Origin of the sequence: Paramagnetospirillum caucaseum, from assembly GCF_000342045.1 — a bacterium.
GTDB lineage: Bacteria > Pseudomonadota > Alphaproteobacteria > Rhodospirillales > Magnetospirillaceae > Phaeospirillum > Phaeospirillum caucaseum.
Genome location: NZ_AONQ01000005.1, coordinates 62475 through 85890 on the forward strand (window position 1 = coordinate 62475; position 23416 = coordinate 85890).

The following is a 23416-nucleotide window of genomic DNA, read 5'->3' on the forward strand; positions in this document are numbered from 1 at the left end:
CCATGGCTTCCGCCCCCGACCTCTTCGCCGGTAGCCAGCGCCTGCAGATGACCGAGAGCATCGAACTGACGGTGCAGTCGATGCAGGCCTATGCCCACGATCATGACCACTGGGGCATGGCGTGGTCGGGCGGCAAGGATTCCAGCGCCACCGTGACGCTGATCTGCTGGCTGATCGACACCGGCCGCATTCCGGCGCCGAGGTCGTTCACCGTGTTCTACGCCGACACCCGGATGGAACTGACACCGTTGGCCATCGCCGCCCTGCAGATCATGGACGAGATGCGGGACAGGGGCATCGAGGTCCACGTGGTCCGCGCCCCGCTCGACAAACGGTACTTCGTTTACATCCTCGGCCGCGGCGTGCCGCCGCCCAACAACAACACGCTGCGCTGGTGTACCCGCCAGATCAAGATCGACCCCATGGGAGAAGCGGTGGCGCGGAAGCTCGACGAGATCGAGCGGAACCACAACGGCGGCCCCGGCTTGGACGGCGCCGATGGCCCGAAGCCGTTCCTGATGATCACCGGCGTCCGCCAGGGCGAATCCGCCATGCGCGACCGCCGCATCGAGATGAGCTGCAGCAAGGACGGCGCCGAGTGCGGCCAAGGCTGGTACCAGAAGACGCTGCCCGAGGCCAAGGGCGTGCGGGGACGCATCGCCACCCTGGCGCCGCTGCTCCACTGGCGGGTCTGCCATGTGTGGGAGTGGCTGAAGCATTGGGCGCCCCAGCCACAGTTCGGCGACTGGTCCACCGCCATGATCGCCGACGCCTATGGCGGTGACGAGGCGGAGGAGATCAACGCCCGCACCGGCTGCATCGGTTGCCCCCTGGCCGCCAAGGACATGGCGCTGGATACCATCCTGCGCAATCCGGCATGGGCCTATCTGTCGCCGCTGAAGGGCCTGAAGCCGCTCTACCGCGAACTGCGTCTGGCCAGGAACCGTCTGCGCCAGCCGGGCGGTGAACGGCGCCAGGACGGCACCCTGGCCAAGAACCAGCAGCGCATGGGGCCGCTGACGTTCGAGGCCCGGCTGATGGGCCTCGAACGCGTGCTGTCCATCCAGGCCGAGGTAAACACCGCCGCCGTCCGGCTCGGCCGCCCGCGCCTCGACCTGCTCGACGCCGAAGAGGAGGCCCGCATCCGCGATCTGATCGCCGGCAAGACCTGGCCGGATGGCTGGGCCGGAGATGAACCTACCGCCGATACCCCGCTGCCGGCCTATTTCTCCGACGGCACCATCCAGCAGCTTCTGGTGTAGCGATGGGTCGCCACAACCTCCCGCCCGGCATGCGCCGCCTCACCATGAGCCCCTGGGATGGCCCACTGCCGCTCCCCGGCGAGTACCTGGCGACCTCCAACGGCCGCACCGCCTACCTCGTTCACGCGGCCCACCAGCGGCCCAAGGCCAGCGGCTTCCACGTCAACGTCGAGCCCATGGCGCGCACCAGCGTTCCGGCTGACGCGACGGTGCATTGGTTTCGCTGGCATCCGAGAGGGGAACGGCGATGACCAACATCACCCTCTGCTTCACCGCCGGCTGCCCGCTGGAACTCGAATGCCGCCGCAGCCGCCACGTCACCCAGCCGGGGTATCGGCAGTCCTGGGAAGCGCTCGGCCCGGCCTCGGGTGGCTGGTGCCCCGACATGCTGCCGGTGCTCCGGGCGCACCCTAGCGACCAGGCGAAGGCCGCAGAGGCGGCGGCGAAGGCTTACGGGGGAGAGAGATGACGGCCACTCTGACCATCACCGAGGCGGCCGAATATCTCGGCCTGACGGCGACGCAATTCCGCCGCGCCGTTGCTCGGCGTGAAATGCCGGAGCCGTTGATCAAGTCAAGGCCGCAGCGGTGGTCAAAGGTCCAGATCGATTGGGCACTTGAAGGCCGTCTCGAGAAAAGCGCACCATGCCGGGAAATCGACCCGATCATGGAGCACCTCGAACAATGCGGTTCGAGATGAAATACATCACAGAAACCAAGCCTGGGCACTTTTATTACCGCCGTAGCGGGCGGTATTGGGGCCGCTTGCCCGGTGTTCCTGGATCGGTCGAGTTTGCAACCGAATACGCCCGTCTCAATGCCAGTTTCGACGCGCCCAGCAAGGCGCCTGTGGTCCCCGGCACTTTCGATGCTGTCGTCACGGCCTACCTGAGGAGCGGGGAGTACCGGAAGAACCTGAAAGAGAAGACCAGGGAGGCCTATCGCTACGACCTCGATATTCTCCGCAAGAGGTTCGGAAAATTCCGAATCGATGATATCGAGATAAAGCACGTCCTCAAGATGAGGGATTACTTCGCCGACAAGCCGGGCAAGGCCAATACCCTGGTCCGCACCATGCGCGTGGTGTTTGGCTGGGCCATCGGCCGAGGCATGGCCAAGCGCAACCCGGCCGACCTGAAAAGCGTCAACGTCAAACAATTGAAGACCGGCGCCCACAAGCCTTGGCCACCGGCTGCGCTGGTCAAGTTCCGCGCCGAGGCGCCGGCGCATCTGGTGCTCGCCATGGAACTCGGCCTTGCCACCGGACAGCGCCAGGGCGACTTGATCCGCCTCCGCTGGGATGACATCGATTCCGGCGTGATTCACGTCATCCAGGAGAAGACGGGCAAGGAGCTGTGGCTCCCCGTGTCAAAGGCGCTGGCCGCCGCCCTGGAGAAGTCGCCCAAGAGCGCGGTGACCATCCTCGTCAACAGCCGGGGGACGCCCTGGCACCGGGCGAATCCGCTGGCTCAGGCGTTCGGCGATGAGATGAAACGACTCGGGCTGGACGGCCTGGTATTCCACGGTCTACGAAAGACTGCCGCTGTCGCCTTGGCGGATGTGGGATGCTCGACCAAGCAGATTGCCGCCGTCACCGGACAGTCAGATCAGATGGTCGAGCATTACACCAAAGGGGCGGACCAGAAGCGGCTGGCGAAGGCCGCCGTGGTCAAGCTGGAACGAAGCCAGAAGGGAAAGTGCTAACCGACCTCTGCTAAAAGTGCTAACGCCCCGCTGAACCCCGCAGAAAACCTTACGAATTCCGCGCCACGAATTTTTCGAGCCAGTGGATGTCGTAATCGCCGTTGACGAAGTCGGCATCCTGGACCAGCCGGTTGTGCAGCGGCAGGGTGGTCTTGACGCCCTCGATCACATACTCGCCCAGCGCCCGCTTGAGCCGCATCAGCGCCTCGTTGCGGGTGTTGCCGTAAACGATCAGCTTGGCGATCATCGAGTCGTAGTGGGGCGGGATGCGGTAGCCGGCATAGAGGCCCGAATCCACCCGCACGCCCAGGCCGCCGGGGGCGTGGTAGCCCTCGATCCGCCCGGGGCAGGGGACGAAGGTCACCGGGTCCTCGGCGTTGACCCGGCATTCCAGGGCATGGCCGGCGAAGCGGACATCGGCCTGGGTGTAGCCGAGCGGCGCGCCGGCGGCGATGCGGATCTGCTCCCTGACCAGATCGATGCCGGTGATGGCCTCGGTGATGGGATGCTCCACCTGCAGGCGGGTGTTCATCTCGATGAAATAGAACTCGCCGTTCTCATAGAGGAACTCGATGGTGCCGGCGTTGCGGTAGCCCAGCTTGGCGATGGCGTCGCAGGCGATCTTGCCGATGCGGGCCCGCTGGTCGGCGTTCAAGGCCGGGGACGGGGCCTCTTCCAGCACCTTCTGGTGCTTGCGCTGGAGCGAGCAGTCGCGCTCGCCCAGATGGACCACGGCGCCGTAATTGTCGGCCAGGATCTGCATCTCGATGTGCCGGGGGTGGCCGAGATACTTTTCCATGTAGACGTCGGCATTGCCGAAGGCGGCCTTGGCCTCGTTGCGGGCCAGCTTCCACGATTCGACCAGTTCGTCCGGGTTGCGGGCGACCTTCATGCCCTTGCCGCCGCCGCCGGCGGTGGCCTTGATCAGCACGGGATAGCCGATGCCGGCCGCCACTTCCAGGGCCTGCTCCTCGTTATCGACAGAGCCGTCCGAGCCGGGCACCACCGGGATGCCGGCGTCCTTGACGGCCTGCTTGGCGGTGATCTTGTCGCCCATCATGCGGATGTGGTCCGGCGTCGGGCCGATGAAGACGAAGCCGTGCTCCTCGACCATCTGGGCGAAGTCGGCGTTCTCGGACAGGAAGCCGTAGCCGGGATGGATGGCGTCCGCCCCGGTGATGGAGGCCGCCGACAGGATCGCCGCCTTGTTCAGGTAGGAATCGCGGGCGGCGGGCGGTCCGATGCAGACCGCCTCGTCGGCGAGGCGCACATGCATGGCGTCGTTGTCGGCGGTGGAGTGCACCGCCACGGTACGGATACCCATCTCGCGGCAGGCGCGGTGGATGCGAAGTGCGATCTCGCCCCGGTTGGCGATGAGGACCTTCTCGAACATCATGCTATTCGATGATCAGCAGGGGCTCGCCGAATTCCACCGGCTGGCCGTCGGTCACCAGAATGCGGGTCAGCTTGCCGCCGCGCGGCGCCCGGATCGGGTTGAAGGTCTTCATGGCCTCGATCAGCATGACGGTCTGGCCTTCGGCGACCATGTCGCCGGGATTGACGAACTTGGGCGTGCCGGGTTCGGGCGCCAGATAGGCGACGCCCACCATGGGCGAGGTCACCACGCCGGGATGGTCGGCGTCGGAGGCCGCCTGGGCCGGCATGGCCACCGCGTGGCCGGCATGGCCCGGGGTCGCCGGGGCGTGGTGCATGGCCACCGGGGCCGCCTGGCGGGCGACGCGGATCCGCATCTCGCCGATGCCGTATTCGATCTCGGTGAGGTTGGTTTCATCCAGCAGTGCCGCCAGGGTGCGCACCAGTTCGCTGTCGATGGGAGTCTTGTTGCCCATTATGCCTCTGCATTTCCCTTGATCAGGCGGGCCAGCGCGTCGAGCGCCAGAATGTATCCGTGGCTTCCCAGCCCGCAGATCATCCCCTTGGCCGCCTTGGCCACGTAAGAGTGATGGCGGAACGAATCCCGCTGGTGAATGTTGGACAGGTGAACCTCGATGGCCGGAACCTCGGCCGCCAGCAAGGCGTCCAGGATGGCGACCGACGTGTGGGTATAGGCCCCGGCATTGATGACGATGCCGGCGGCGCGGCCGCGGCATTGCTGAATGCTGGTGACCAGTTCGCCTTCCAGGTTGGTCTGGGAGAATTCCACCGCCAGGCCCAGTGTCGCGGCATGGGTCCGGCAGGCGGCCTCGATATCGGCCAGGGTCTCCTTCCCGTACAGCTCCGGCTGCCGGCTGCCCAACATGTTGAGGTTGGGACCGTTCAGAATGCTGATTATGGGATCGAGCCTGTTTTTCACCATGGCTGGGTTTATAGCACGGGTCCGCCGCCGTGCAAGGCACAGAAGCGTCCTACCCCCATCGTTCGTCCAGGGGCGACGCTGCCCCCTTGCCTAAGTCCAGCACTGTTTGGCAAAAGGGATAGGGGCGGCGCATACATACGGAAAAACCATTATGGCCGGGAAACGGGTGTGGGGTGTCTTGGCGCTGGCAACAATGTGCCTGCTGGCCCAGCCGGCGGTGGCGGATACGGTGCGGGCCGCCGGGACCGGCATCGGCATCGGCGTGGTCCGCCTGCTGGCCGAGCAATACCAGCGCGAGCAGCCGGGGGCGCGGGTCTGGGTGCCGGAAAGCGTCGGCACCACCGGGGCGGTCAAGGGGCTGGCCTCGGGCAAGGTGGATGTGGGCATCCTGGCCCGGCCGCTGAAGCCGGGCGAGGTGGAGGGCGGTGTCTCGGTTCCCATCTGCCGCACGCCGCTGGTGTTCTTCGCCAATGCCGGACGCAAGGACGTGGCGCTGGGCCGCCGCGACCTGCCGGCCCTGTTCGCCAACGCCCTGCCGTCCTTTCCCAACGGCGAGGTGCGGACGCTGCTGCGGCCGGCGACGGATGCCGGCTTCATCCGTCTGCTGGAAATCTATCCCGAACTCGCCCCGGTGGTGGCGGCGGCGCGCGACACCCGAGGCGCCATCCTGACCCTGACCGACCAGGATTCCATGGATGCGGTGGAGGCCAGCCGTTCGCTGGTGGCCTTCGGCGCCCTGGCCCCCCTGTTGGCCGAGAAGCGCAAACTGGCCGCCGTGCCCCTCGACGGCATCATGCCGGACGTGGAGGCGCTGGAGAGCGGGCGCTATTCCCATGACGTGCCGCTGGTCCTCGCCCTGCCGGCCAAGCCATCGGCCGAGGCCCTGGCCTTCGCCGATTACGCCCGCTCCCCCGCTGCCGCCTCGTTGCTGCGCGCCAACGGCTGCCTGCCGGCGGCCGGCCGGTGATGCGCAGCGTCGAGGCCGCCACGGCGGTCATTCATTCGGTCGCCCGGGTCCGGCGGATGTTCACCCTGGGGCTGGTGGCGGTGGGATTCCTCTGGCTGTTCGTCATTCCCACCTTCGAGGTGTGGCAGCGCTACAGCCAGGCCCGGCTGGAGGCCGAGATCCGCCTCGGCCTGGTGGCCGACCGCATCTCCTCGTTCATCGCCGCCAATCTCGATATCTGGGAGTTCGAGGAGGTACGCCTGCCGGCGGTGGTGGCCGGCGTGCTGCGCGGCGGCACCAATCCGCCCTCGCGGCTGGCCTTCGTCGATCAGGGGGGACGCGTCAACGAGTTTCCGGTGCGCGGCCAGAGGGGGCGCTTCAACCTGCGGCTCGAGGATACCGTCACCGATGGAAGGCTGCCGGTCGGCCGGGTGGTGATGGAGGTGCCGCTGGATGAGGCGCTGCAGCCGGCCCTGCTGTCGGGCGCCATCGGGCTGGGCTCGGTGGCGTTGCTGCTGCTGCTCGCCCGCATGGTGGGGCGCCGGGCCCTGGACCGTTCGCTGGCGGTGATCGAGGACACCACCGGCAGTCTGGCGCGGCGCATCCAGGAACTGGAGGAGGCCCGGCGGGAACTGGCCGCCCATTCGGCCCATCTCAACATGGCCACCCAGGACATCACCCATGTGGCGCTGCTGACCACCCACCACCTGCGCGAGCCGTTGCGCACCATCCTGTCCTATTCCCAGCTTCTGGTGCGCTGGCACGAGACCGGCGCCGAGGGGGACGAGGCCGCCGGCTACGTGGGGTTCCTCAAGACCGGCGTCATCCGCATGCAGACCCAGTTGAAGGCGCTGTCCTCCTATCTCGCCCTGCGCGAGCGGCCGCTGGCCCCGGCCCCCCTGGCCCTGGAGGATGCGTTCAAGGTGGCCGGCCAGCGCCTCGACAACGGGGTGGCGGTGGAGTGGGGCGACCTGCCCGTCGTCACCGCCGATGCCGAGATGGCCGCCGACCTGCTGGCCGACCTGCTGGCCCATGCGGCCCGCTATCGCCGTTCCGAGGCGGCTCCGGTGGTCCGCGTCCAGGCCCGGACCGTGAAGGACGCCTGGGAAATCCGCCTGGCCGATAACGGTCTGCCGCTGGCCGAGCGCGATCCCGAGCGTATGTTCCACCTGCTGGTCCACGCCGAGGGCGGGGCCATGAGCGCCGGCCTGGGTTCGGCCCGCCTGATGGCCTTCCTGCTGGGCGGCGCCCTGTGGGCCGAGGACGGGGAGGCGGGCCAGGGGGCCGTCCTGTGCTTCACCCTGCCCAGGCCGGCCGGCTGAAACATGCGCCGTCGCCGGGGGATTGCCTCGCGGGCGGCTCGGTGCCATGTTTCAGGCTCGAACTTCGAGGGGGCCGTCGGGCTCCTAGGCTGCAACCGGACATCCGGGGACATCATTCATGAAGCTGGTGATCAATGGCGAGGAGCGGAACTTTTCCGCCTCCATGACCGTCGAGGCCCTGTTGGGCGAATTGGGCGTCGATTCCCGCAAGGTGGCGGTGGAGCGCAATCTGGAGATCGTTCCCAAATCCGCCTATGCCCAGGTGGCGGTGAACGACGGCGACAAGCTGGAAATCGTCGCTTTCATAGGGGGGGGCTCCGATAAGGCCGACACCTTCACCGTGGCGGGCAAGACCTTCACCTCGCGGCTGCTGGTCGGCACCGGCAAGTACAAGGATTTCGAGGAGACCGCCGTCGCCATCGAGGCGTCGGGGGCCGAGATCGTCACCGTGGCGGTGCGCCGCGTCAACCTGTCCGATCCCTCCAAGCCCATGCTGGTGGATTACGTCAGCCCCAGGAAGTACACCTTCCTGCCCAACACGGCCGGCTGCTACACCGCCGACGAATCGGTGCGCACCCTGCGGCTGGCGCGCGAGGCGGGCGGCTGGAACCTGGTGAAGCTGGAGGTGCTGGGCGACCAGACCACGCTGTACCCCAACATGCCCGAGACCCTGAAGGCGGCGGAAGCGCTGGTCAAGGACGGCTTCGAGGTGATGGTCTACTGTTCCGACGATCCCATCCAGGCCAAGATGCTCGAAGACATGGGCTGCGTCGCCATCATGCCGCTGGGCTCGCTGATCGGCTCGGGCTTAGGCATCCTCAACCCCACCACCATCCGCATCATCAAGGAGAGCGTGAAGGTCCCCGTGCTGGTGGACGCCGGCGTCGGCACCGCCTCGGACGCGGCTTTGGCCATGGAACTGGGCTGCGATGGCGTGCTGATGAACACCGCCATCGCCCATGCCAGGGATCCGGTGCGCATGGCCCGCGCCATGAAGCTGGCCATCGAGGCGGGGCGCCTGTCCTATCTCGCCGGGCGCATGCCGAAGAAGAGCTATGCCGACCCGTCGTCGCCCACCTCCGGCCTGATCTGAGGAGCCAGACACCATGAACATGGAAGCTTTCCTCGACAACGTGATGGTCTACGGCTTTTGGATCGGCCTGGGCTTCGGCGTGTCCTGGCTGATCCGCAAGCTGGCCGGATGAGCCCCGTTCTCGTCCTGCTGCCCGGCCTGCTCAACGATTGCCGCCTGTGGTCGCGGCAGGTGGAGGCCCTGGGCGGGCGGGGGACGGTGATGGTCGGCGACCTGACCCGGGACGATACCCTGGGCGGCATGGCCGCCCGGGTGCTGGATGCCGCGCCCGGGCGCTTCGCCCTGGCCGGCCTGTCCATGGGCGGCTATGTGGCCATGGAGATCATGCGCCGGGCGCCGGAGCGGGTGGAGCGTCTCGCCCTGCTCGACACCACGGCGCGGCCCGACCTGGCCGAGCAGACCCAGCGGCGCAAGGACGCCGTCGAACTGGCCCGTTCGGGCGGCTTCGACAGGATCATGCCGGCCATGCTGCCCTTGCTGCTGCATCCCGACCACCTGGCGGACGCGGCCGTCGCCGGGCTGGCCAAGGATATGGCCCGGGCGGTGGGGGCAGAGGCCTTCGCCCGCCAGCAGGCCGCCATCATGGCGCGCCCCGATTCGCGGGATTCCCTGCGGGCGGTGTCGTGTCCGACCCTGGTGCTGTGCGGCGCCGAGGATACCCTGACGCCGCCCGACCGCCACGACGAGATGGCGGCGCTGATTCCGGGCGCGCGGCGGGTGACCGTCCCCCATTGCGGTCACCTGTCGCCCATGGAGCAGCCCGAGGCGGTGAGCGCCGAATTACGGCGCTGGCTGTCAGTGTAGATCGACCGTTCCCGGACAATTGTCCGACTTCACCTGGGCCTCGGGGCAGGGCATGGGGGCCAGTTCCCGGTCCAGGCAGATACGCACCTCGTCGAGGCGCCTGCCCTTGCAATGGACGGTGATGGATCTGGGCGGCACCGGCCAGTTCCGCTTCAGGTCGGAGACCCTGATCCGCTCGACGCCGCCGGCGGGCAGGGCGGGGGCGAGGCCGAGGGCCGCCGCCGCCCGGTTGATCTTGCCGAAATACTCATCCTGGCGGTCGGTGACGCACGAGCCGTGCTTGTCCCATTCATGCTGCCGCAGTCGGGGGCTGACCATCACCCTGGACACCTCGTCCACGGTGGGCGAGGGCTTGACCGCAGGCACCGCCTGGCAGCATTGCGGCCAGCGGCCCTCGGCGTATTGCGGCCACAGCCCATGCACCACGAAGCCGTAGCTGGCGCCGGGACCGCATTGCCGCGGGTCGCGGCTTCCCGCCGGCGTGTCGCAGTAGCTGGGCGCCCAGGACAGGCTGAACAGGTAGTAGTCGTAGCGCCCCGCCGTACCCCGCGCCGGGCCGCACTGCTCGGCCATGGCGGCGGCCGGGAGGAGCAGCCCGGCGATGATCAGGAGGAATTTCATCCGCAGCCTTCCATTTGGCATCCTTTCCGCTTCTTTACGGTTGGATGGCCTGGAAAGCAATCGGCGCGCGAATTACATTCTTAAGAATTGGATGATAACATCCATCATCGATTCCATACCGAGGTGAGCGATGACGGGCCGGGGGCCGGAGCATCTGCGCAAGACGACCAATGTGGTCCTGGACGCCCTGGTCCGCGCCGCCGAGCAGGCGTTGCACGGCCACGCCATCGACATGCGCACCCTCGAATCCCTGGTGGCGGAGCTGAAGGAGTCCACCGCCTTCGATGATTTCTACCACCGTTCCTACCGCGAGATGATGGAGGTGGTGGAGGGTGAAAGCATCGAGCAGCGGCGCACCAACGCCTTCGGACGGCTGATGATGCATCCGCTGTCCGGGCTGTTTTCCGAGGACCGGCTGGACCGGGGGCTGGTGCCCAACATCTTCTCGTTCCTGCGCATGGTGCTGGGCGACGAGGACGAGGCGCAGCATGCCGAACGCTGCAACGCCATCGTCAAGGTGCTGCGGGATGACCTGGGGGACAGCTTCTCCTGGGACGCCTTCTACGACGATCCCGAGGCCAAGGCCATCCAGTGGCACGTGCTGGTGAAGATCGCCGGTTCGTTCAAGCGCTACGACCTGCGCAAGGACTGGTTCATCAAGCTGATGCAGTACCGCCCCACCACGGTCAGCCTGGCCTCCAACGCCTTCGTCACCAAGGAGCACTCTCCCTACGACGACCCCATCCAGTTCGGCGAGCGCGAATTCTGCATGTTCTTCCACGCCATGTTCGATCCGCTGCAGAACCTCGACCGCAAGGACGAGGCCGCCTTCCAGAAGGAATTCGGCACCGATCCCCATCACCTGATCGGTGGCTTCCTGGTCAATCTGGCCGCCTGCATGGTGTAATGCGGGCAGGACGCCCGCTTCTACCGAATACCCCCACGCCGCCCGGTGTTGCCAATTGGCGGCCGCTGGGAGTAGGTTTGGGCCGAATTTTCCGGGATACCCTCCGATGCGCCCCGATCTTGCGGCCAAGTACGACCTTCGCGTTCCCCGCTACACCTCCTACCCCACCGCGCCGCATTTCCATCCCGGCGTCACGGCAGAGACCTACGGCGGCTGGTTGGGCGGCATCGATCCCAAGCTGGAACTGTCGCTTTACCTCCACATCGCCTTCTGCGCCGAGATGTGCTGGTTCTGCGGCTGCCACACCAAGATCACCAAGCGCTACGCCCCCGTCGCCGCCTACATGGACGCCCTGTGGCGCGAGGTGGATCTGGTGGCCGGGCGGCTTCCCGCCCGTATGACGGCGCGCCACGTCCATTTCGGTGGCGGTTCGCCCACCATCCTGTCGTCCGACGACTTCGTCCGCACCATCGACCTCTTGAAGAGCCGCTTCATCCTTAAAGCCGACGCCGAGGTGGCGGTGGAACTGGACCCGCGCACCGCCGACGAGGCCTATGTCAAGGCCATGGCCGGGGCGGGGGTGACGCGGGCCTCCATCGGCGTCCAGGACCTGGACGACAAGGTGCAGCGGGCCATCAACCGCATCCAGCCCTACGAGGTCACCGAGCGGGTGGTGGAATGGCTGGGCAAGCATGGCGTGCCCGAGGTCAATATCGACCTGATCTACGGTCTGCCGCACCAGAGTCTGGACGGGCTGCTGGCCACCATCGAGCACGCGGTCAAGGGCTTCAGACCGAAGCGGGTGGCGCTGTTCGGCTATGCCCACGTGCCGTGGATGAAGAAGCACCAGCGGCTGATCCCGGAAGAGAGCCTGCCCGACACCGAGACCCGCTGGCAGCAGTATGAACAGGGCTGCCGGCTGCTGACCGAGACCCTGGGCTATGTCCAGATCGGGCTGGACCATTTCGCCGCCCCCGACGACGCCATGGCCATCGCCTTGAAGGAGAAGCGGCTGCACCGCAACTTCCAGGGCTACACCACCGATTCCGCCACCACCCTGATCGGCTTCGGGGCGTCGGGCATCGGCTCGCTGCCCCAGGGCTACGTGGTCAACGACGGCGAGGTGCACGCCTATCAGCGCGCCATGGCCGAGGGCCGGCTGGCCACCTCGCGCGGGGTGGCGATTTCGCCCGACGACATGTTGCGGCGCGAGATCATCGAGCGGCTGATGTGCGACCTGGGCGTCGACCTGGACGTGGTCGCCGGCCGTCACGGTTCCGACGGTTCGCAGTTCGCGGCCGAGTTGGCCTCGCTGGCCCCCTTGCAGGCCGACGGGCTGGTGGAGGTCGAGGGCCACCGCATCCATGTCACCGAGGAGGGCCGCACCCTGGTGCGCGCCGTTTGCGCCGCCTTCGACCGCTACCTCAAGGCGGGCGAGCAGCGGCATTCCAAGGCGGTTTGAGCATCATGACCATGGCCTGGTACGACTATTTCATGGGCTTCGCCAAGCACGCCGCCAGCAAGTCCAAGGACCCCAGCACCCAGGTGGGCGCCGTGGCGGTCGGCCCCGACGGCGAGATCAGGGCCACCGGCTATAACGGCCTGCCGCGCGGCGTCGAGGACCGGCCCGAGCGCATGGAGCGCCCGGCCAAATACCTGTGGACCTCCCACGCCGAGGAAAACCTGGTGGCCCACGCCGCCCGGGTGGGGGTCAGCCTCAAGGGCTGCACCGTCTACGTCACCCATTACCCCTGTTCGCGCTGCGCCCGCTCGCTGATCCAGGCCGGGGTGGCGCAAATCCACGTGGGCGACGGCACCACCTCCATGCCGGCCGAGGAATTCGACACCGCCCGGGTGATGTTCGAGGAATCCGGCGTCCAGGTGGGCTGAGGCCACTCCGCCCACTCTCGGCGGGTGGGGGCGTCCCACCCAAGTCATTTTCCCGCACTCCCCCTCCGGGTGTTCCGCCGCCGGGGCGCCATGGTCATAGTAGCGTCCGCGAATACAAGGGCGAAGGCCCGGGACCTTCTGGGAGACGTCGGACCATGGACCAGTCGAAGCGCTACGTGAACCTGGGACTGCGCGAGGCCGACCTGATCGCGGGCGGCCGCCATGTGCTGTGCGCCTACCGCATGAAGCCGCGCCCGGGATTCGGCTATGTGGAAACAGCGGCCCATTTCGCCGCCGAATCCTCCACCGGCACCAATGTGGAGGTGTGCACCACCGACGACTTCACCCGCGGCGTCGACGCCCTGGTCTATCAGGTGGACGAGGCGGCCGAGCTGATGAAGATCGCCTATCCGGTGGAGCTGTTCGACCGCAACATCATCGACGGCAAGGCGATGATCGCCTCGTTCCTGACGCTGACCGTGGGCAACAACCAGGGCATGAGCGACGTGGAATACGCCAAGATGGAGGATTTCCTCGTTCCGCCGGATTTCCTGAAACTGTTCGACGGCCCGGCCTGCAACATCGCCCAGATGTGGCGGGCGCTGGGCCGGCCCGAGGTGGACGGCGGCATGGTGGTCGGCACCATCATCAAGCCCAAGCTGGGCCTGCGCCCCAAGCCCTTCGCCGACGCCTGCCACCAGTTCTGGCTGGGCGGCGACTTCATCAAGAACGACGAGCCCCAGGGCAACCAGGTCTTCGCGCCGTTCAAGGACACCATGATTCTGGTGGCCGACGCCATGCGCCGCGCCCAGGACGAGACCGGCCAGGCCAAGCTGTTCTCGGCCAACATCACCGCCGACGATCCGGCCGAGATGGTGGCGCGCGGCCGGTTCATCCTCGACACCTTCGGCGAGAACGCCTCCCACGTCGCCTTCCTGGTGGACGGCTTCGTGGCCGGGCCGACGGCGGTGACCACCTGCCGGCGGAATTTTCCCGGCCAGTTCCTCCACTACCACCGGGCCGGGCACGGCGCCGTCACCTCCCGCCAGTCCAGGCGCGGCTACACCGTGCTGGTCCACATGAAGATGGCCCGGCTGATCGGCGCCAGCGGCATCCATACCGGCACCATGGGCTACGGCAAGATGGAAGGCGTGCCGGAAGAGAAGATGGTGGCCTACATGCTGGAGCGCCCCGAGGCCGACGGGCCGCACTATCGCCAGGATTGGGGCGGCATGATGGCCTGCACCCCGATCATCTCGGGCGGCATGAACGCGCTCCGCCTGCCGGGATTCTTCGATAATCTCGGCCATTCCAACGTCATCCAGACCTCGGGCGGCGGCGCCTTCGGCCACAAGGACGGGCCGGTCGCCGGTGCCCTGTCGCTGCGCCAGGCCCACGAGGCGTGGATGCGGGGAATCGACCTGGTGGACTACGCCCTGGCCCACCCTGAACTTAAGGGTGCGTTCGAATCCTTTGCGTCCGACGCCGATCGGCTGTATCCCGGCTGGCGCGATCGCCTGCGCATCGCGGCTTGAGGGGGGACGCTATCGTGTCGAGGAAACATCCGGTCATCGCCGTCACCGGTTCGTCGGGGGCGGGGACCAGCACGGTCAAGGAAGCCTTCGAGCACATGTTCCGCCGCGAGGGCATCAAGCCGGCGGTGGTCGAGGGCGACAGCTTCCACCGCTACAACCGCGCCGACATGAAGAAGGCCATGGGCGAGGCGGAGAAGGGCAGCCGCCGCTTCAGCCATTTCGGCCCCGACGCCAACCTCTTCCCCCAGCTCGAGGAGCTGTTCTCCTCCTACGGCGACACCGGGCGGGGGCGGCGGCGCTTCTATGTCCACAACGACGACGAGGCGGCGCGCTTCGCCCATCTGGGAATCGGGTCCGGCGAGTTCACCCCCTGGGAGGACCTGCCCGAGGATACCGACTGCCTGTTCTACGAGGGCCTGCACGGCTGCGTGGTGACGCGGGACAACAACGTCGCCCAGCATGTGGACCTGAAGATCGGTGTGGTGCCGGTGATCAATCTGGAGTGGATTCAGAAGATCCACCGCGACACCAGCGAACGCGGCTATTCGGAAGAGGCGGTGATGGACACCATCCTGCGCCGCATGCACGATTACGTCCACTATGTGGTGCCGCAGTTCAAGCTGACCGACATCAACTTCCAGCGGGTGCCCATCGTCGACACCTCGGACCCCATCATCGCCCGCGACATTCCCACCGCCGACGAGAGCCTGGTGGTGATCCGCTTCCGCAAGCCCGACCGCTTCCGCGTCGATTTCCCGTTCCTGCTGCAGATGCTGAAGGATTCGTGGATGAGCCGCCGCAACACCATCGTGGTGCCCGGCGGCAAGATGGGACTGGCCATGGAGCTGATCCTCACCCCCATCCTGCGCCGCATCATGGAAGAGCGCCGCACCCTGCTGGGGTGACGGTCAGGCGTTCAGCAGCCAGCCCTCGACCAGCGCCCGGGCGATGGAATCCCGGCGCGGCAGGAAGCGGCCCGCCTCGCCGGGGCGGTCGGCCTCGCCGAAGGCGCGGACCTCGTCCCGGGTGAACCAGCGCACCTCCTCGATCTCGTGCGGGTCGGGCACCGGCTCGCCATCCTCGGCGACGGCGTTGAAGCCGATCATGATCGACGACGGGAAGGGCCAGGGCTGACTCGCTACGTACGTGGTTGAGCGCACCCTGATGCCGGCTTCCTCCCACACCTCGCGGGCCACGGCGTCCTCCAGGGACTCGCCGGGCTCGACGAAACCGGCCAGACAGGAATACATGCCGGGGGTCCATACCGGCTGGCGGCCCAGCAGGGCGCGGCCCGCCGAATCGGTGACCAGCATGATGATCGCCGGGTCGGTGCGCGGGAAATGCAGCGCGCCGCAGGCTTCATCGGCGCATTTGGCCGAATGGCCGGAATCCTGGACCATCAGGCCGCCGCCGCAGCTGGCGCAGAAGCGGGTCTTCTCGCGCCAGACCAGCACGCCGCGGGCATAGGCCAGCAGGGCGGCGTCCTGGGCCGGCAGCAATCCGCCCACCGAGCGCAGCCAGACCCAGTTGCCGCCCATCTCGGGGCCGTGCTCGCCGCCCTCCAGGGCCGAGACGTCCAGCGCCAGCAAGGGGCCGGCGGTATCTTCGCCCAGCAGCAGGCAATTGCCGCCGGTGGCCTCGGCGAGACGCAGACCATAGGCGCGGTCGAGCCAGCGTATGGCGGGCGGCGTGCCGCCCACCAACTGGCGTCCGCGCCAGTAAAGGGTGAAGCGGGTGCCCGGACGGCGCATCAACTCGGCGGCGTCACCGCCTCGGCGGACGGGGTGGGCCCGGTCCAGGCCGAGGCCCGAATAAAGGATGGGTGCGATCATGGCGGCAGCTTGGCATGGCTTGAAATGCCGGCCAACCTCTGATTCGACTCGTTGGCCGGTATTTAGCCGCCGTCGAGGCGGCGGCCAAGGCCGCGGAGACGGCCGCCCGGCGAGGGGCATGGGGCCGGCCATTATCGATGGTCGGCCGGTATGAAAGCTCGCGAGAAGAAGATTGCGAATCCGGTGGCAATTTGGAAGATTGTCCCGCACGGTGACGCATGAATGACATCCAAGCCCTTCTGAACGGTCTTCTCGATTCAATCCGCGACGCGGTGATCATCGCCGACGGAGAGGGCAATCCTCTGCGTTCGAACCCGGCGTTCGAGACGCTGATGGGCTTCGCCTCGGCCGGCGGCGCCGAGGTTTCCCGGCTGGCGGCCGGCATGATCCACCGGGCCATGATGCCGGGGGCGGGCGGACGCTGGCAGGGCATGGTCGCCTGCCCCGACGGCAGGGAACGCCCCTTCGAGGTCACCGCCGCCGCCATCAACTCGGCCGCCGACTTTCCCGACCGTTATCTTTGCGTGGTGCGTCCGGCCGCCGCCGAGGATTGCAGCGGCGATAACGGCACCTTCGGCTACGACACCCTGACCGGGCTGCCCAACCGCGACCTCTACGCCGACCGTATCGGCCAGGCGGTGCTGCAGGCCAACCGCACCGGCGGTTCGGTGGCGTTGATGATGATGGGGCTGGACCGTTTCACCCTGGTCAACGACGCGCTGGGCCACGGGGCCGGCGACCGCCTGCTGATCGAAGTGGCGCGGCGTCTCAAGATCTGCGTGCGCGAGACCGATACGGCGGTGCGCCTCGACGGCGACAAGTTCGCCCTGGTGATGGCCATCGCCGATACCGACGACAGCGTCATCGTCGCCGAGAAGGCGCTCAACGCCGTCAAGGAACCCTTCGCCCTGGACGGGCAGGAAGTGGTGATAACCTTCTCCATCGGCATCAGCGTCTATCCGCTGGACGCCGATTCCGGCGCCCAGCTGGTCAAGCATGCCGAGAACGCCCTGCATTACGCCAAGGTCTCGGGCCGCAACCAGTACCAGTTCTTCTCCAAGGACATGAACCGCAAGGCCAAGTCCCGCCTGGAACTGGAGGGCCGCATGCGCCGGGCGCTGGCCAACGAGGAATTCGTCGTCTTCTACCAGCCCAAGGTCTCGGCTGACCGCGACACCATCGTCGGCGCCGAGGCGCTGATCCGCTGGATGGACCCCGAGCGCGGCATGGTCTCGCCCGGCGAGTTCATTCCCGTCGCCGAGGAAAGCGGCCAGATCGAGGCCATCGGCACCTGGGTTCTCCGCGAATCCTGCCGGCAGAACCGCAAATGGCAGAATGCCGGCTTCGACCCGCTCAAGGTGTCGGTCAATGTCTCGGCCCGCCAGTTCCGCTCGCGCGGCCTGATCGAGACGGTGACCGAGGCGCTGGACGATACCGGCCTCGATCCCAAGTGGCTGGAACTGGAGATCACCGAGAGCATGCTGATGAACGACGTGGACGCGGCGGTGCGCAAGATGAAGGCGCTGCGCGACCTCGGCATCGGCCTGTCCATCGACGATTTCGGCACCGGCTATTCCTCGCTCAGCTATCTCGGGCGCTTTCCCATCACCACGTTGAAGATCGACCGCGCCTTCATCGCCGACGTGGATACCAACCCCAAGACCGCCGAGATCGCCCGGGCCATCATCGGCCTGTCGCGCGGCCTCAACCTGGAGGTGGTGGCCGAGGGGGCTGAAATCGCCGCGCACATCATGTTCCTGCGCAACAATGGATGCGATACCGTACAAGGGTTCTATTACTCTCGGCCAGTGCCCGCCGAGGAGTTCGAGCGCATGATGCGCCAGCCGGTCCTGCTTCACGCATAAATTCACCTTTTGGTCGCGGTTCATCCCGTAGTTTTTCGGGGTCTTTTGACCAACGTCAAAGCGGTGGAACGGGCGGGATGACATTTTTCGTCATCTGGCGCTGCCCCGGGGGAGAGGGGGCAGCCTGCCGAGGGAGGGATTCCGATGTCTGGGCTAGTGTCCCGGCGGACGTTGTTGACGAGGCGGCCCACCAGCCGGGCGCCGTCGGGCCCGCGTCCGCCCTGGAGCATCGAGACCTTTGCCGCTGCCTGTGATGGTTGCGGCGCCTGCCTCCCCGCCTGCCCCGAACAGATTCTCGCCAAGGGCGACGACGGCCTGCCGGTGATCGATTTCAGCCGCGGCGGCTGCACCTTCTGCGGCGATTGCGCTACCGCCTGCGTTCCGCGCAACGGCCGGCCGGCGGCCCTGGACCGCACCGTTTTCGACGCCGCCGACCGCTTGCCGGTGCTGGCGCGGCTGGGGGCGGCGTGTATTTCCATTCAAGGCGTGACCTGCCGCCTGTGCGGCGATCCCTGCGATCCCCACGCCATCAAGTTCAGGCCTTTGCCGGGCGGCCGCGTGCTGCCCGAGATCGCCGACGAGTCCTGTAATGGTTGTGGAATTTGTGTCTCGGCCTGTCCGGTCGGGGCGCTGTCCATGGCACCTTTGGTTCGAGCCTGAGAGGTTAGGGAATGAGACTCGCGACCTTCGTTGCCACCGAGCAAACCAAGCCCAGGGAGCAGGTGGAGAACATCTGCGGCGTGTTGATACACGTCAAGCCGGAGCGCCGGCACGAGGTTCATGATGCCCTCACGCGGATTCCCGGCGTCGAGGTCCACACCATGACCGACGATGGCAGGATGGTGGTGACCGTCGAGGATGCCGAAGGCAACTGGGCGGGCGCCACGATAACCAGTCTGACCGACATCCAGGGCATTTTGAATGTGTCCCTGGTTTACCATCACTTTGATTCCGATCTTGATCTGGAAGGGGAGACCGTTTCATGAGCCTCACCAGGCGCGACTTCATCAAGGCGAACGCCGTCGCGGCCACTGCTGCCGCCGCGGGAATCGCCACGCCGGCCGTCGCCCAGCCGGCAAAAGCCAATATCCGCTGGGACAAGGGTGTCTGCCGGTTCTGCGGCACCGGCTGTGCCGTGCTGGTGGGCGTGCAGGACGGCCGCGTGGTCGCCACCCAGGGCGACCCCGACTCGCCCGTCAACCGCGGCCTCAATTGCATCAAGGGCTACTTCCTGTCCAAGATCATGTACGGCGAGGACCGGCTGACCAAGCCCCTGCTGCGCATGAAGAACGGCAAGTTCGCCAAGGACGGCGAATTCACGCCGATCTCGTGGGATCAGGCCTTCGACATCATGGCCGAGAAGTGGAAGGAACAGCTGAAGAAGCCCGACGGCGTGACCCGCGTCGGCATGTTCGGTTCCGGCCAGTGGACCATCTGGGAGGGCTATGCCGCCGTCAAGCTGTACAAGGCCGGCTTCCGCTCCAACAACCTCGACCCCAACGCGCGCCATTGCATGGCGTCGGCGGTGGCCGGCTTCATGCGCACCTTCGGCATCGACGAGCCCATGGGCTGCTACGACGACATCGAGCAGACCGACGCCTTCGTGCTGTGGGGCTCGAACATGGCGGAGATGCACCCCATCCTGTGGTCGCGCGTCACCGACCGCCGCCTGACCCACGAGGGCTGCAAGGTCGCCGTGCTGTCGACCTTCGAGCACCGCTCGTTCGAGTTGGCCGACCTGCCGATGGTGTTCACGCCCCAGACCGATCTGGCGATCCTGAACTACATCTGTCACTACATCATCTCGAAGAACGCCTATAACAAGGAGTTCATCGAGAAGCACTGCACCTTCAAGAAGGGCGTCACCGACATCGGCTACGGCCTGCGTCCGACCAACCCGCTCGAGAAGGACCAGGCCAACGCGGCCACGCCGGACAAGTCCGACCCGATGACCTTCGACGAGTTCAAGGCCTTCGTGTCCGAATACACGGTGGAGAAGGTGTCCAAGCTGTCCGGCGTGCCCGCCGACAAGCTGGAGGCCCTGGCCAAGCTGTATGCCGATCCCAAGGTCAAGGTGGTGTCCTTCTGGACCATGGGCTTCAACCAGCACACGCGCGGCACGTGGGTCAACAACATGATCTACAACGTGCACCTGCTGATGGGCAAGATCTCCGAGCCGGGCAACAGCCCGTTCTCGCTGACCGGCCAGCCCTCGGCCTGCGGCACCGCCCGCGAGGTCGGCACCTTCGCCCACCGTCTGCCCGCCGACATGGTGGTCATGAACGACAAGCACCGGGCGCTGACCGAGAAGGTGTGGCAACTGCCGGAAGGCACGCTCAATCCCAAGATCGGCTATCACGCCGTTCTCCAGCACCGCATGCTGAAGGATGGCAAGCTGAACGCCTATTGGGTGATGTGCACCAACAACATGCAGACCGCCCCCAACATGAACGAGGAGGGGTATCCGGGCTACCGCAACCCCGCCAACTTCGTGGTGGTGTCCGATCCCTATCCCACCGTCACCGCGCTGTCGGCCGACCTGATCCTGCCCACCGCCATGTGGATGGAGAAGGAAGGCGCCTACGGCAACGCCGAGCGCCGCACCCAGTTCTGGCGTCAGCAGGTCAAGGCCCCGGGCGAGGCCAAGTCCGACCTGTGGCAGCTGATGGAATTCTCCAAGCGCTTCAAGATCGAGGAAGTGTGGCCGGAGGAACTGATCGCCAAGAAGCCGGAAGTCCGTGGCAAGACCCTCTACGAGGTGCTCTTCAAGAACGGCCAGGTGGACAAGTTCCCGCTGACCGAGCTGCAGGCCGGCTTCGAGAACGACGAGTCCAAGGCGTTCGGCTACTACGCCCAGAAGGGCCTGTTCGAGGAATACGCCGCCTTCGGCCGCGGCCATGCCCACGACCTGGCGCCGTTCGAGACCTACCACAAGGCCCGTGGCCTGCGCTGGCCGGTGGTGGACGGCAAGGAGACCCTGTGGCGCTTCCGCGAGGGCTACGACCCCTACGTCAAGACGGGCGAGGGGGTGAAGTTCTACGGCAAGCCCGACGGCAAGGCCTGGATCTTCGCGCTGCCCTACGCCCCGGCCGCCGAGGCGCCGGACAAGGAATACGATTTGTGGCTGTCCACCGGCCGCGTGCTGGAGCACTGGCACTCGGGGTCCATGACCCGTCGCGTGCCGGAGCTGCACAAGTCGATTCCCAACGCCGTGCTCTACATGCATCCCAACGACGCCGCCAAGCGCTCCTTGCGCAACGGCGACGTGGTCAAGATCGCGAGCCGGCGCGGCGAGGTGACCACCCGCATCGACACCCGTGGCCGTAACAAGCCGCCGGAAGGGCTGGTCTACATGCCGTTCTTCGACGAAAGCCAGCTGGTCAACAAGCTCACTCTTGACGCCACTTGCCCGATCTCCAAGGAGAGCGACTACAAGAAGTGCGCCGTCAAGGTGACCAAGGCCTAGGGAAGAAGGGACGGGCCGCCCGCTTCGCCCAACGGGGCGGGCGGCCCCGACCATCGGAGAAGCCAATCATGGCCAGGCACCACAAGACAGGTGGGGATGCTGTGGACCACAACCGGCGAGCCGTGCTGGCCGGAACGGTCAAGGGCGCCTGCACGGTCGGTCTGATTGGTGCGCTTCTGGCCATTCCCGCCCGGCGCCGCGCCGAGGCGGTGGCGCTCAGGCCGCCCGGGGCGGTGGCCGAGAAGGATTTCCTCGCCGCCTGCGTCCGTTGCGGGCTGTGCGTCAAGGATTGCCCCTACGATACATTGAAGCTGTCCGACCTGGGCGACGGCCCGACGCTCGGCACCCCGTTCTTCAACGCCCGCAAGGTCCCTTGCGAGATGTGCGAGCATATCCCCTGTGTCGCCGCCTGCCCGACGGGCGCGCTGGACAAGGGGCTCAAGGACATCAAGAACGCCAAGATGGGCGTGGCGGTCCTGGTCGGCCAGGAGACCTGTCTGAACTTCCTCGGCCTGCGCTGCGACGTGTGCTACCGGGTCTGCCCGCGCATCGGCGAGGCCATCACGCTCGAACTCAGCCACAACGCGCGCACCGCCAAGCACGCCTTCTTCATCCCCACCGTCCATTCGGCCAAGTGTACCGGCTGCGGCAAGTGCGAGCGGGCCTGCGTCCTGGACGAGGCGGCCATCAAGGTGCTGCCCCACGCTTTGGCCACCGGCCAGCTGGGCAAGCATTACCGCCTGGGCTGGGAAGAGAAGAAGAGCGCCGGCGGCTCGCTGGTCGAACCCAGCCCCGAGGTGCAGGTGCGCGGCATGGAGGGCGTCGAGATGACGCCGGGCGGCACCTACAAGCTTGAGAAGCGCCCCGACGGCGGCTTCAAGGAGTTCAAGCCATGAGTGCCGCCAGGGCCGCTCATCCCGGCATCGACAATCCCGGCGCCTCGGCGGTGGCCGCCAAGGGCTGGCTGGCCGCCAACAAGTGGCTGCTGGCGCGGCGCCTGTCCCAGGCCCTGGTGGTCGCCGTCTTCCTGACCGGCCCGCTGTGGGGCGTGTGGATCGCCAAGGGCAATCTGGCGTCGAGCCTGACGCTGGGCGTGCTGCCGCTCACCGATCCGCTGATGGTGCTGCAGGCCCTGGCCGCCGGGCATGTGATGACCGCCGCCGCCCTGATCGGCGCCGCCATCGTCCTGGCCGCCTATCTGGTGGTCGGCGGGCGCATGTACTGCTCGTGGGTCTGTCCGGTCAACGCCGTCACCGACCTGGCCCACTGGCTGCGCACCCGCCTGGGAATCGAGAAGGGGCTGTCGCTCAACCGCCGCACCCGCCTGTGGGTGCTGGGCGGCGTGCTGGCGGCCTCGGCCGTCACCGGCGCCATCGCCTGGGAGCTGGTCAATCCGGTGACCATGCTGCATCGCGGGCTGGTCACCGGGTCGATCCTGACCTTCGGCTCGGCCAGCCTGATCACCCTGGCGGTGTTCCTGTTCGATCTGGGCGTCGCCCAGCGCGGCTGGTGCACCCATCTCTGCCCGGTGGGGGCCTTCTACGGCCTGCTGGGCCGGGCGGCGGTGCTGCGGGTAGCCGCGGTCAACCGCGCCGCCTGCGACGATTGCATGGATTGCTTCGCCGTCTGCCCCGAACGCCACGTCATCGCGCCCGCCCTGCGCGGCGCGGACAAGGGCGTGGGGCCCGTCATCATGTCGCACGACTGCACCAATTGCGGCCGTTGCATCGACGTGTGTTCAAAGACCGTGTTCCGGTTTGATACCCGCTTTCACAACGTTCCCTCCGACGCTCCGCCGTCGAAGGCCGGTGTGAAGGCCGCCTGACGATTTTTTCGAGAGTTCTGGAAGGGGA

Annotated in this window: 24 protein-coding genes; 19 read left to right on the top strand and 5 right to left on the bottom strand. The window is 66.9% G+C overall.

All coding sequences use genetic code 11. The features are described 5' to 3' along the window. Nucleotides 1–2: 2 nt before the first annotated feature. The 4 genes from H261_RS03345 to H261_RS03360 all read left to right on the top strand — a co-directional run bounded on the left by H261_RS03345 (nt 3) and on the right by H261_RS03360 (nt 2965). Complete coding sequence (locus H261_RS03345; protein WP_008614304.1) at nt 3–1262, top strand: phosphoadenosine phosphosulfate reductase domain-containing protein; 1260 nt, start codon at nt 3–5, stop codon at nt 1260–1262. A gap of 247 nt (nt 1263–1509) precedes the next feature. After that, the gene (locus H261_RS03355; RefSeq protein ID WP_008614310.1) at nt 1510–1731 is read left to right on the top strand and encodes a hypothetical protein; all 222 of its coding nucleotides are present in this window, start codon (nt 1510–1512) and stop codon (nt 1729–1731) included. Then, complete coding sequence (locus H261_RS23750) at nt 1728–1961, top strand: MerR family transcriptional regulator (RefSeq protein ID WP_008614311.1); 234 nt, start codon at nt 1728–1730, stop codon at nt 1959–1961. The genes H261_RS03355 and H261_RS23750 overlap by 4 nt, the downstream gene beginning before the upstream one ends. After that, nucleotides 1946–2965, top strand: coding sequence for a tyrosine-type recombinase/integrase (locus tag H261_RS03360; RefSeq protein WP_008614312.1), 1020 nt, complete (start codon nt 1946–1948; stop codon nt 2963–2965). The genes H261_RS23750 and H261_RS03360 overlap by 16 nt, the downstream gene beginning before the upstream one ends. Before the next feature lie 49 nt (nt 2966–3014). Here the strand turns inward: H261_RS03360 and accC are convergent, their stop codons facing one another. The 3 genes from accC to aroQ are packed head-to-tail and all read right to left on the bottom strand — an operon-like array spanning nt 3015 to nt 5282. After that, entirely contained in the window at nt 3015–4358 is a 1344-nt protein-coding gene (gene accC / locus H261_RS03365; protein WP_008614313.1) for an acetyl-CoA carboxylase biotin carboxylase subunit, read from the bottom strand. A 4-nt stretch (nt 4359–4362) separates the two neighbouring features. Further along, a complete protein-coding gene (locus H261_RS03370) occupies nt 4363–4815 on the bottom strand; it encodes an acetyl-CoA carboxylase biotin carboxyl carrier protein (RefSeq protein ID WP_008614314.1) in 453 nt (150 codons plus the stop codon). Next, nucleotides 4815–5282: a type II 3-dehydroquinate dehydratase gene (aroQ, locus tag H261_RS03375; protein ID WP_008614322.1), complete on the bottom strand. Its 468-nt coding sequence runs from the start codon at nt 5280–5282 to the stop codon at nt 4815–4817. The genes H261_RS03370 and aroQ overlap by 1 nt, the downstream gene beginning before the upstream one ends. Nucleotides 5283–5460: 178 nt before the next feature. Between aroQ and H261_RS03380 the strand changes: the two genes are divergently transcribed. The 4 genes from H261_RS03380 (at nt 5461) to H261_RS03395 (ending at nt 9447) form a co-directional block, all read left to right on the top strand. Continuing rightward, on the top strand, nt 5461–6249 hold the full coding sequence (locus tag H261_RS03380; protein ID WP_235062856.1) for a PstS family phosphate ABC transporter substrate-binding protein: 789 nt from the start codon (nt 5461–5463) through the stop codon (nt 6247–6249). After that, nucleotides 6249–7550: a sensor histidine kinase gene (locus H261_RS03385; protein WP_008614324.1), complete on the top strand. Its 1302-nt coding sequence runs from the start codon at nt 6249–6251 to the stop codon at nt 7548–7550. The genes H261_RS03380 and H261_RS03385 overlap by 1 nt, the downstream gene beginning before the upstream one ends. A 118-nt stretch (nt 7551–7668) precedes the next feature. Then, entirely contained in the window at nt 7669–8643 is a 975-nt protein-coding gene (thiS, locus tag H261_RS03390) for a sulfur carrier protein ThiS (protein ID WP_008614325.1), read from the top strand. 108 nt (nt 8644–8751) lie between these two features. Further along, nucleotides 8752–9447 (top strand): alpha/beta fold hydrolase, encoded by a 696-nt coding sequence (locus H261_RS03395; RefSeq protein ID WP_008614326.1) that lies wholly within the window; start codon nt 8752–8754, stop codon nt 9445–9447. Here H261_RS03395 and H261_RS03400 read toward each other — a convergent pair. Further along, nucleotides 9439–10068 (bottom strand): ribonuclease T2, encoded by a 630-nt coding sequence (locus tag H261_RS03400; protein ID WP_008614327.1) that lies wholly within the window; start codon nt 10066–10068, stop codon nt 9439–9441. The two genes, H261_RS03395 and H261_RS03400, sit on opposite strands and share 9 nt — an antisense overlap. A gap of 130 nt (nt 10069–10198) precedes the next feature. Between H261_RS03400 and H261_RS03405 the strand changes: the two genes are divergently transcribed. The 5 genes from H261_RS03405 to H261_RS03425 all read left to right on the top strand — a co-directional run bounded on the left by H261_RS03405 (nt 10199) and on the right by H261_RS03425 (nt 15305). Next, nucleotides 10199–10975, top strand: coding sequence for a hypothetical protein (locus H261_RS03405; protein WP_008614328.1), 777 nt, complete (start codon nt 10199–10201; stop codon nt 10973–10975). 106 nt (nt 10976–11081) lie between these two features. Then, nucleotides 11082–12437, top strand: coding sequence for an oxygen-independent coproporphyrinogen III oxidase (gene hemN / locus H261_RS03410; protein WP_008614329.1), 1356 nt, complete (start codon nt 11082–11084; stop codon nt 12435–12437). 5 nt (nt 12438–12442) lie between these two features. Continuing rightward, nucleotides 12443–12865, top strand: a complete 423-nt coding sequence (locus H261_RS03415) for a deoxycytidylate deaminase (RefSeq protein ID WP_052004135.1) — start codon at nt 12443–12445, stop codon at nt 12863–12865. 155 nt (nt 12866–13020) lie between these two features. Beyond that, complete coding sequence (locus tag H261_RS03420; RefSeq protein WP_008614340.1) at nt 13021–14400, top strand: ribulose-bisphosphate carboxylase; 1380 nt, start codon at nt 13021–13023, stop codon at nt 14398–14400. 14 nt (nt 14401–14414) lie between these two features. Then, nucleotides 14415–15305 (top strand): phosphoribulokinase, encoded by an 891-nt coding sequence (locus H261_RS03425; RefSeq protein ID WP_008614341.1) that lies wholly within the window; start codon nt 14415–14417, stop codon nt 15303–15305. 3 nt (nt 15306–15308) lie between these two features. On the opposite strand, the gene nudC is transcribed toward H261_RS03425, so the two are convergent. Then, nucleotides 15309–16232, bottom strand: a complete 924-nt coding sequence (gene nudC, locus H261_RS03430) for an NAD(+) diphosphatase (protein WP_008614343.1) — start codon at nt 16230–16232, stop codon at nt 15309–15311. A 218-nt stretch (nt 16233–16450) separates the two neighbouring features. On the opposite strand from nudC, the gene H261_RS03435 reads away from it, so the two are divergent. The 6 genes from H261_RS03435 to napH all read left to right on the top strand — a co-directional run bounded on the left by H261_RS03435 (nt 16451) and on the right by napH (nt 23388). After that, a complete protein-coding gene (locus H261_RS03435) occupies nt 16451–18097 on the top strand; it encodes a sensor domain-containing protein (RefSeq protein ID WP_008614345.1) in 1647 nt (548 codons plus the stop codon). A gap of 144 nt (nt 18098–18241) precedes the next feature. After that, nucleotides 18242–18757, top strand: a complete 516-nt coding sequence (locus H261_RS03440; protein WP_040475645.1) for a ferredoxin-type protein NapF — start codon at nt 18242–18244, stop codon at nt 18755–18757. Nucleotides 18758–18768: 11 nt separating this feature from the next. Then, nucleotides 18769–19083: a chaperone NapD gene (locus H261_RS03445; protein ID WP_008614348.1), complete on the top strand. Its 315-nt coding sequence runs from the start codon at nt 18769–18771 to the stop codon at nt 19081–19083. Next, nucleotides 19080–21563, top strand: a complete 2484-nt coding sequence (gene napA, locus H261_RS03450) for a nitrate reductase catalytic subunit NapA (RefSeq protein ID WP_008614350.1) — start codon at nt 19080–19082, stop codon at nt 21561–21563. Before H261_RS03445 ends, napA begins: the two co-directional genes overlap by 4 nt. Nucleotides 21564–21631: 68 nt before the next feature. Further along, the gene (napG, locus tag H261_RS03455; protein WP_052004133.1) at nt 21632–22459 is read left to right on the top strand and encodes a ferredoxin-type protein NapG; all 828 of its coding nucleotides are present in this window, start codon (nt 21632–21634) and stop codon (nt 22457–22459) included. Beyond that, a complete protein-coding gene (gene napH, locus H261_RS03460) occupies nt 22456–23388 on the top strand; it encodes a quinol dehydrogenase ferredoxin subunit NapH (RefSeq protein WP_008614355.1) in 933 nt (310 codons plus the stop codon). The genes napG and napH overlap by 4 nt, the downstream gene beginning before the upstream one ends. Nucleotides 23389–23416 lie beyond the last annotated feature (28 nt).

What these genes read in the sequence shown, in the direction of transcription:
- H261_RS03345 (WP_008614304.1), top strand. Translation starts at nt 3, where the DNA reads ATGGCTTCCGCCCCCGACCTCTTCGCCGGTAGCCAGCGCCTGCAGATG.
- H261_RS03355 (WP_008614310.1), top strand. Translation starts at nt 1,510, where the DNA reads ATGACCAACATCACCCTCTGCTTCACCGCCGGCTGCCCGCTGGAACTC.
- H261_RS23750 (WP_008614311.1), top strand. Translation starts at nt 1,728, where the DNA reads ATGACGGCCACTCTGACCATCACCGAGGCGGCCGAATATCTCGGCCTG.
- H261_RS03360 (WP_008614312.1), top strand. Translation starts at nt 1,946, where the DNA reads ATGCGGTTCGAGATGAAATACATCACAGAAACCAAGCCTGGGCACTTT.
- accC (WP_008614313.1), bottom strand. Translation starts at nt 4,358, where the DNA reads ATGTTCGAGAAGGTCCTCATCGCCAACCGGGGCGAGATCGCACTTCGC.
- H261_RS03370 (WP_008614314.1), bottom strand. Translation starts at nt 4,815, where the DNA reads ATGGGCAACAAGACTCCCATCGACAGCGAACTGGTGCGCACCCTGGCG.
- aroQ (WP_008614322.1), bottom strand. Translation starts at nt 5,282, where the DNA reads ATGGTGAAAAACAGGCTCGATCCCATAATCAGCATTCTGAACGGTCCC.
- H261_RS03385 (WP_008614324.1), top strand. Translation starts at nt 6,249, where the DNA reads ATGCGCAGCGTCGAGGCCGCCACGGCGGTCATTCATTCGGTCGCCCGG.
- thiS (WP_008614325.1), top strand. Translation starts at nt 7,669, where the DNA reads ATGAAGCTGGTGATCAATGGCGAGGAGCGGAACTTTTCCGCCTCCATG.
- H261_RS03395 (WP_008614326.1), top strand. Translation starts at nt 8,752, where the DNA reads ATGAGCCCCGTTCTCGTCCTGCTGCCCGGCCTGCTCAACGATTGCCGC.
- H261_RS03400 (WP_008614327.1), bottom strand. Translation starts at nt 10,068, where the DNA reads ATGAAATTCCTCCTGATCATCGCCGGGCTGCTCCTCCCGGCCGCCGCC.
- H261_RS03405 (WP_008614328.1), top strand. Translation starts at nt 10,199, where the DNA reads ATGACGGGCCGGGGGCCGGAGCATCTGCGCAAGACGACCAATGTGGTC.
- hemN (WP_008614329.1), top strand. Translation starts at nt 11,082, where the DNA reads ATGCGCCCCGATCTTGCGGCCAAGTACGACCTTCGCGTTCCCCGCTAC.
- H261_RS03415 (WP_052004135.1), top strand. Translation starts at nt 12,443, where the DNA reads ATGACCATGGCCTGGTACGACTATTTCATGGGCTTCGCCAAGCACGCC.
- H261_RS03420 (WP_008614340.1), top strand. Translation starts at nt 13,021, where the DNA reads ATGGACCAGTCGAAGCGCTACGTGAACCTGGGACTGCGCGAGGCCGAC.
- nudC (WP_008614343.1), bottom strand. Translation starts at nt 16,232, where the DNA reads ATGATCGCACCCATCCTTTATTCGGGCCTCGGCCTGGACCGGGCCCAC.
- H261_RS03435 (WP_008614345.1), top strand. Translation starts at nt 16,451, where the DNA reads ATGAATGACATCCAAGCCCTTCTGAACGGTCTTCTCGATTCAATCCGC.
- H261_RS03440 (WP_040475645.1), top strand. Translation starts at nt 18,242, where the DNA reads ATGTCTGGGCTAGTGTCCCGGCGGACGTTGTTGACGAGGCGGCCCACC.
- H261_RS03445 (WP_008614348.1), top strand. Translation starts at nt 18,769, where the DNA reads ATGAGACTCGCGACCTTCGTTGCCACCGAGCAAACCAAGCCCAGGGAG.
- napA (WP_008614350.1), top strand. Translation starts at nt 19,080, where the DNA reads ATGAGCCTCACCAGGCGCGACTTCATCAAGGCGAACGCCGTCGCGGCC.
- napG (WP_052004133.1), top strand. Translation starts at nt 21,632, where the DNA reads ATGGCCAGGCACCACAAGACAGGTGGGGATGCTGTGGACCACAACCGG.
- napH (WP_008614355.1), top strand. Translation starts at nt 22,456, where the DNA reads ATGAGTGCCGCCAGGGCCGCTCATCCCGGCATCGACAATCCCGGCGCC.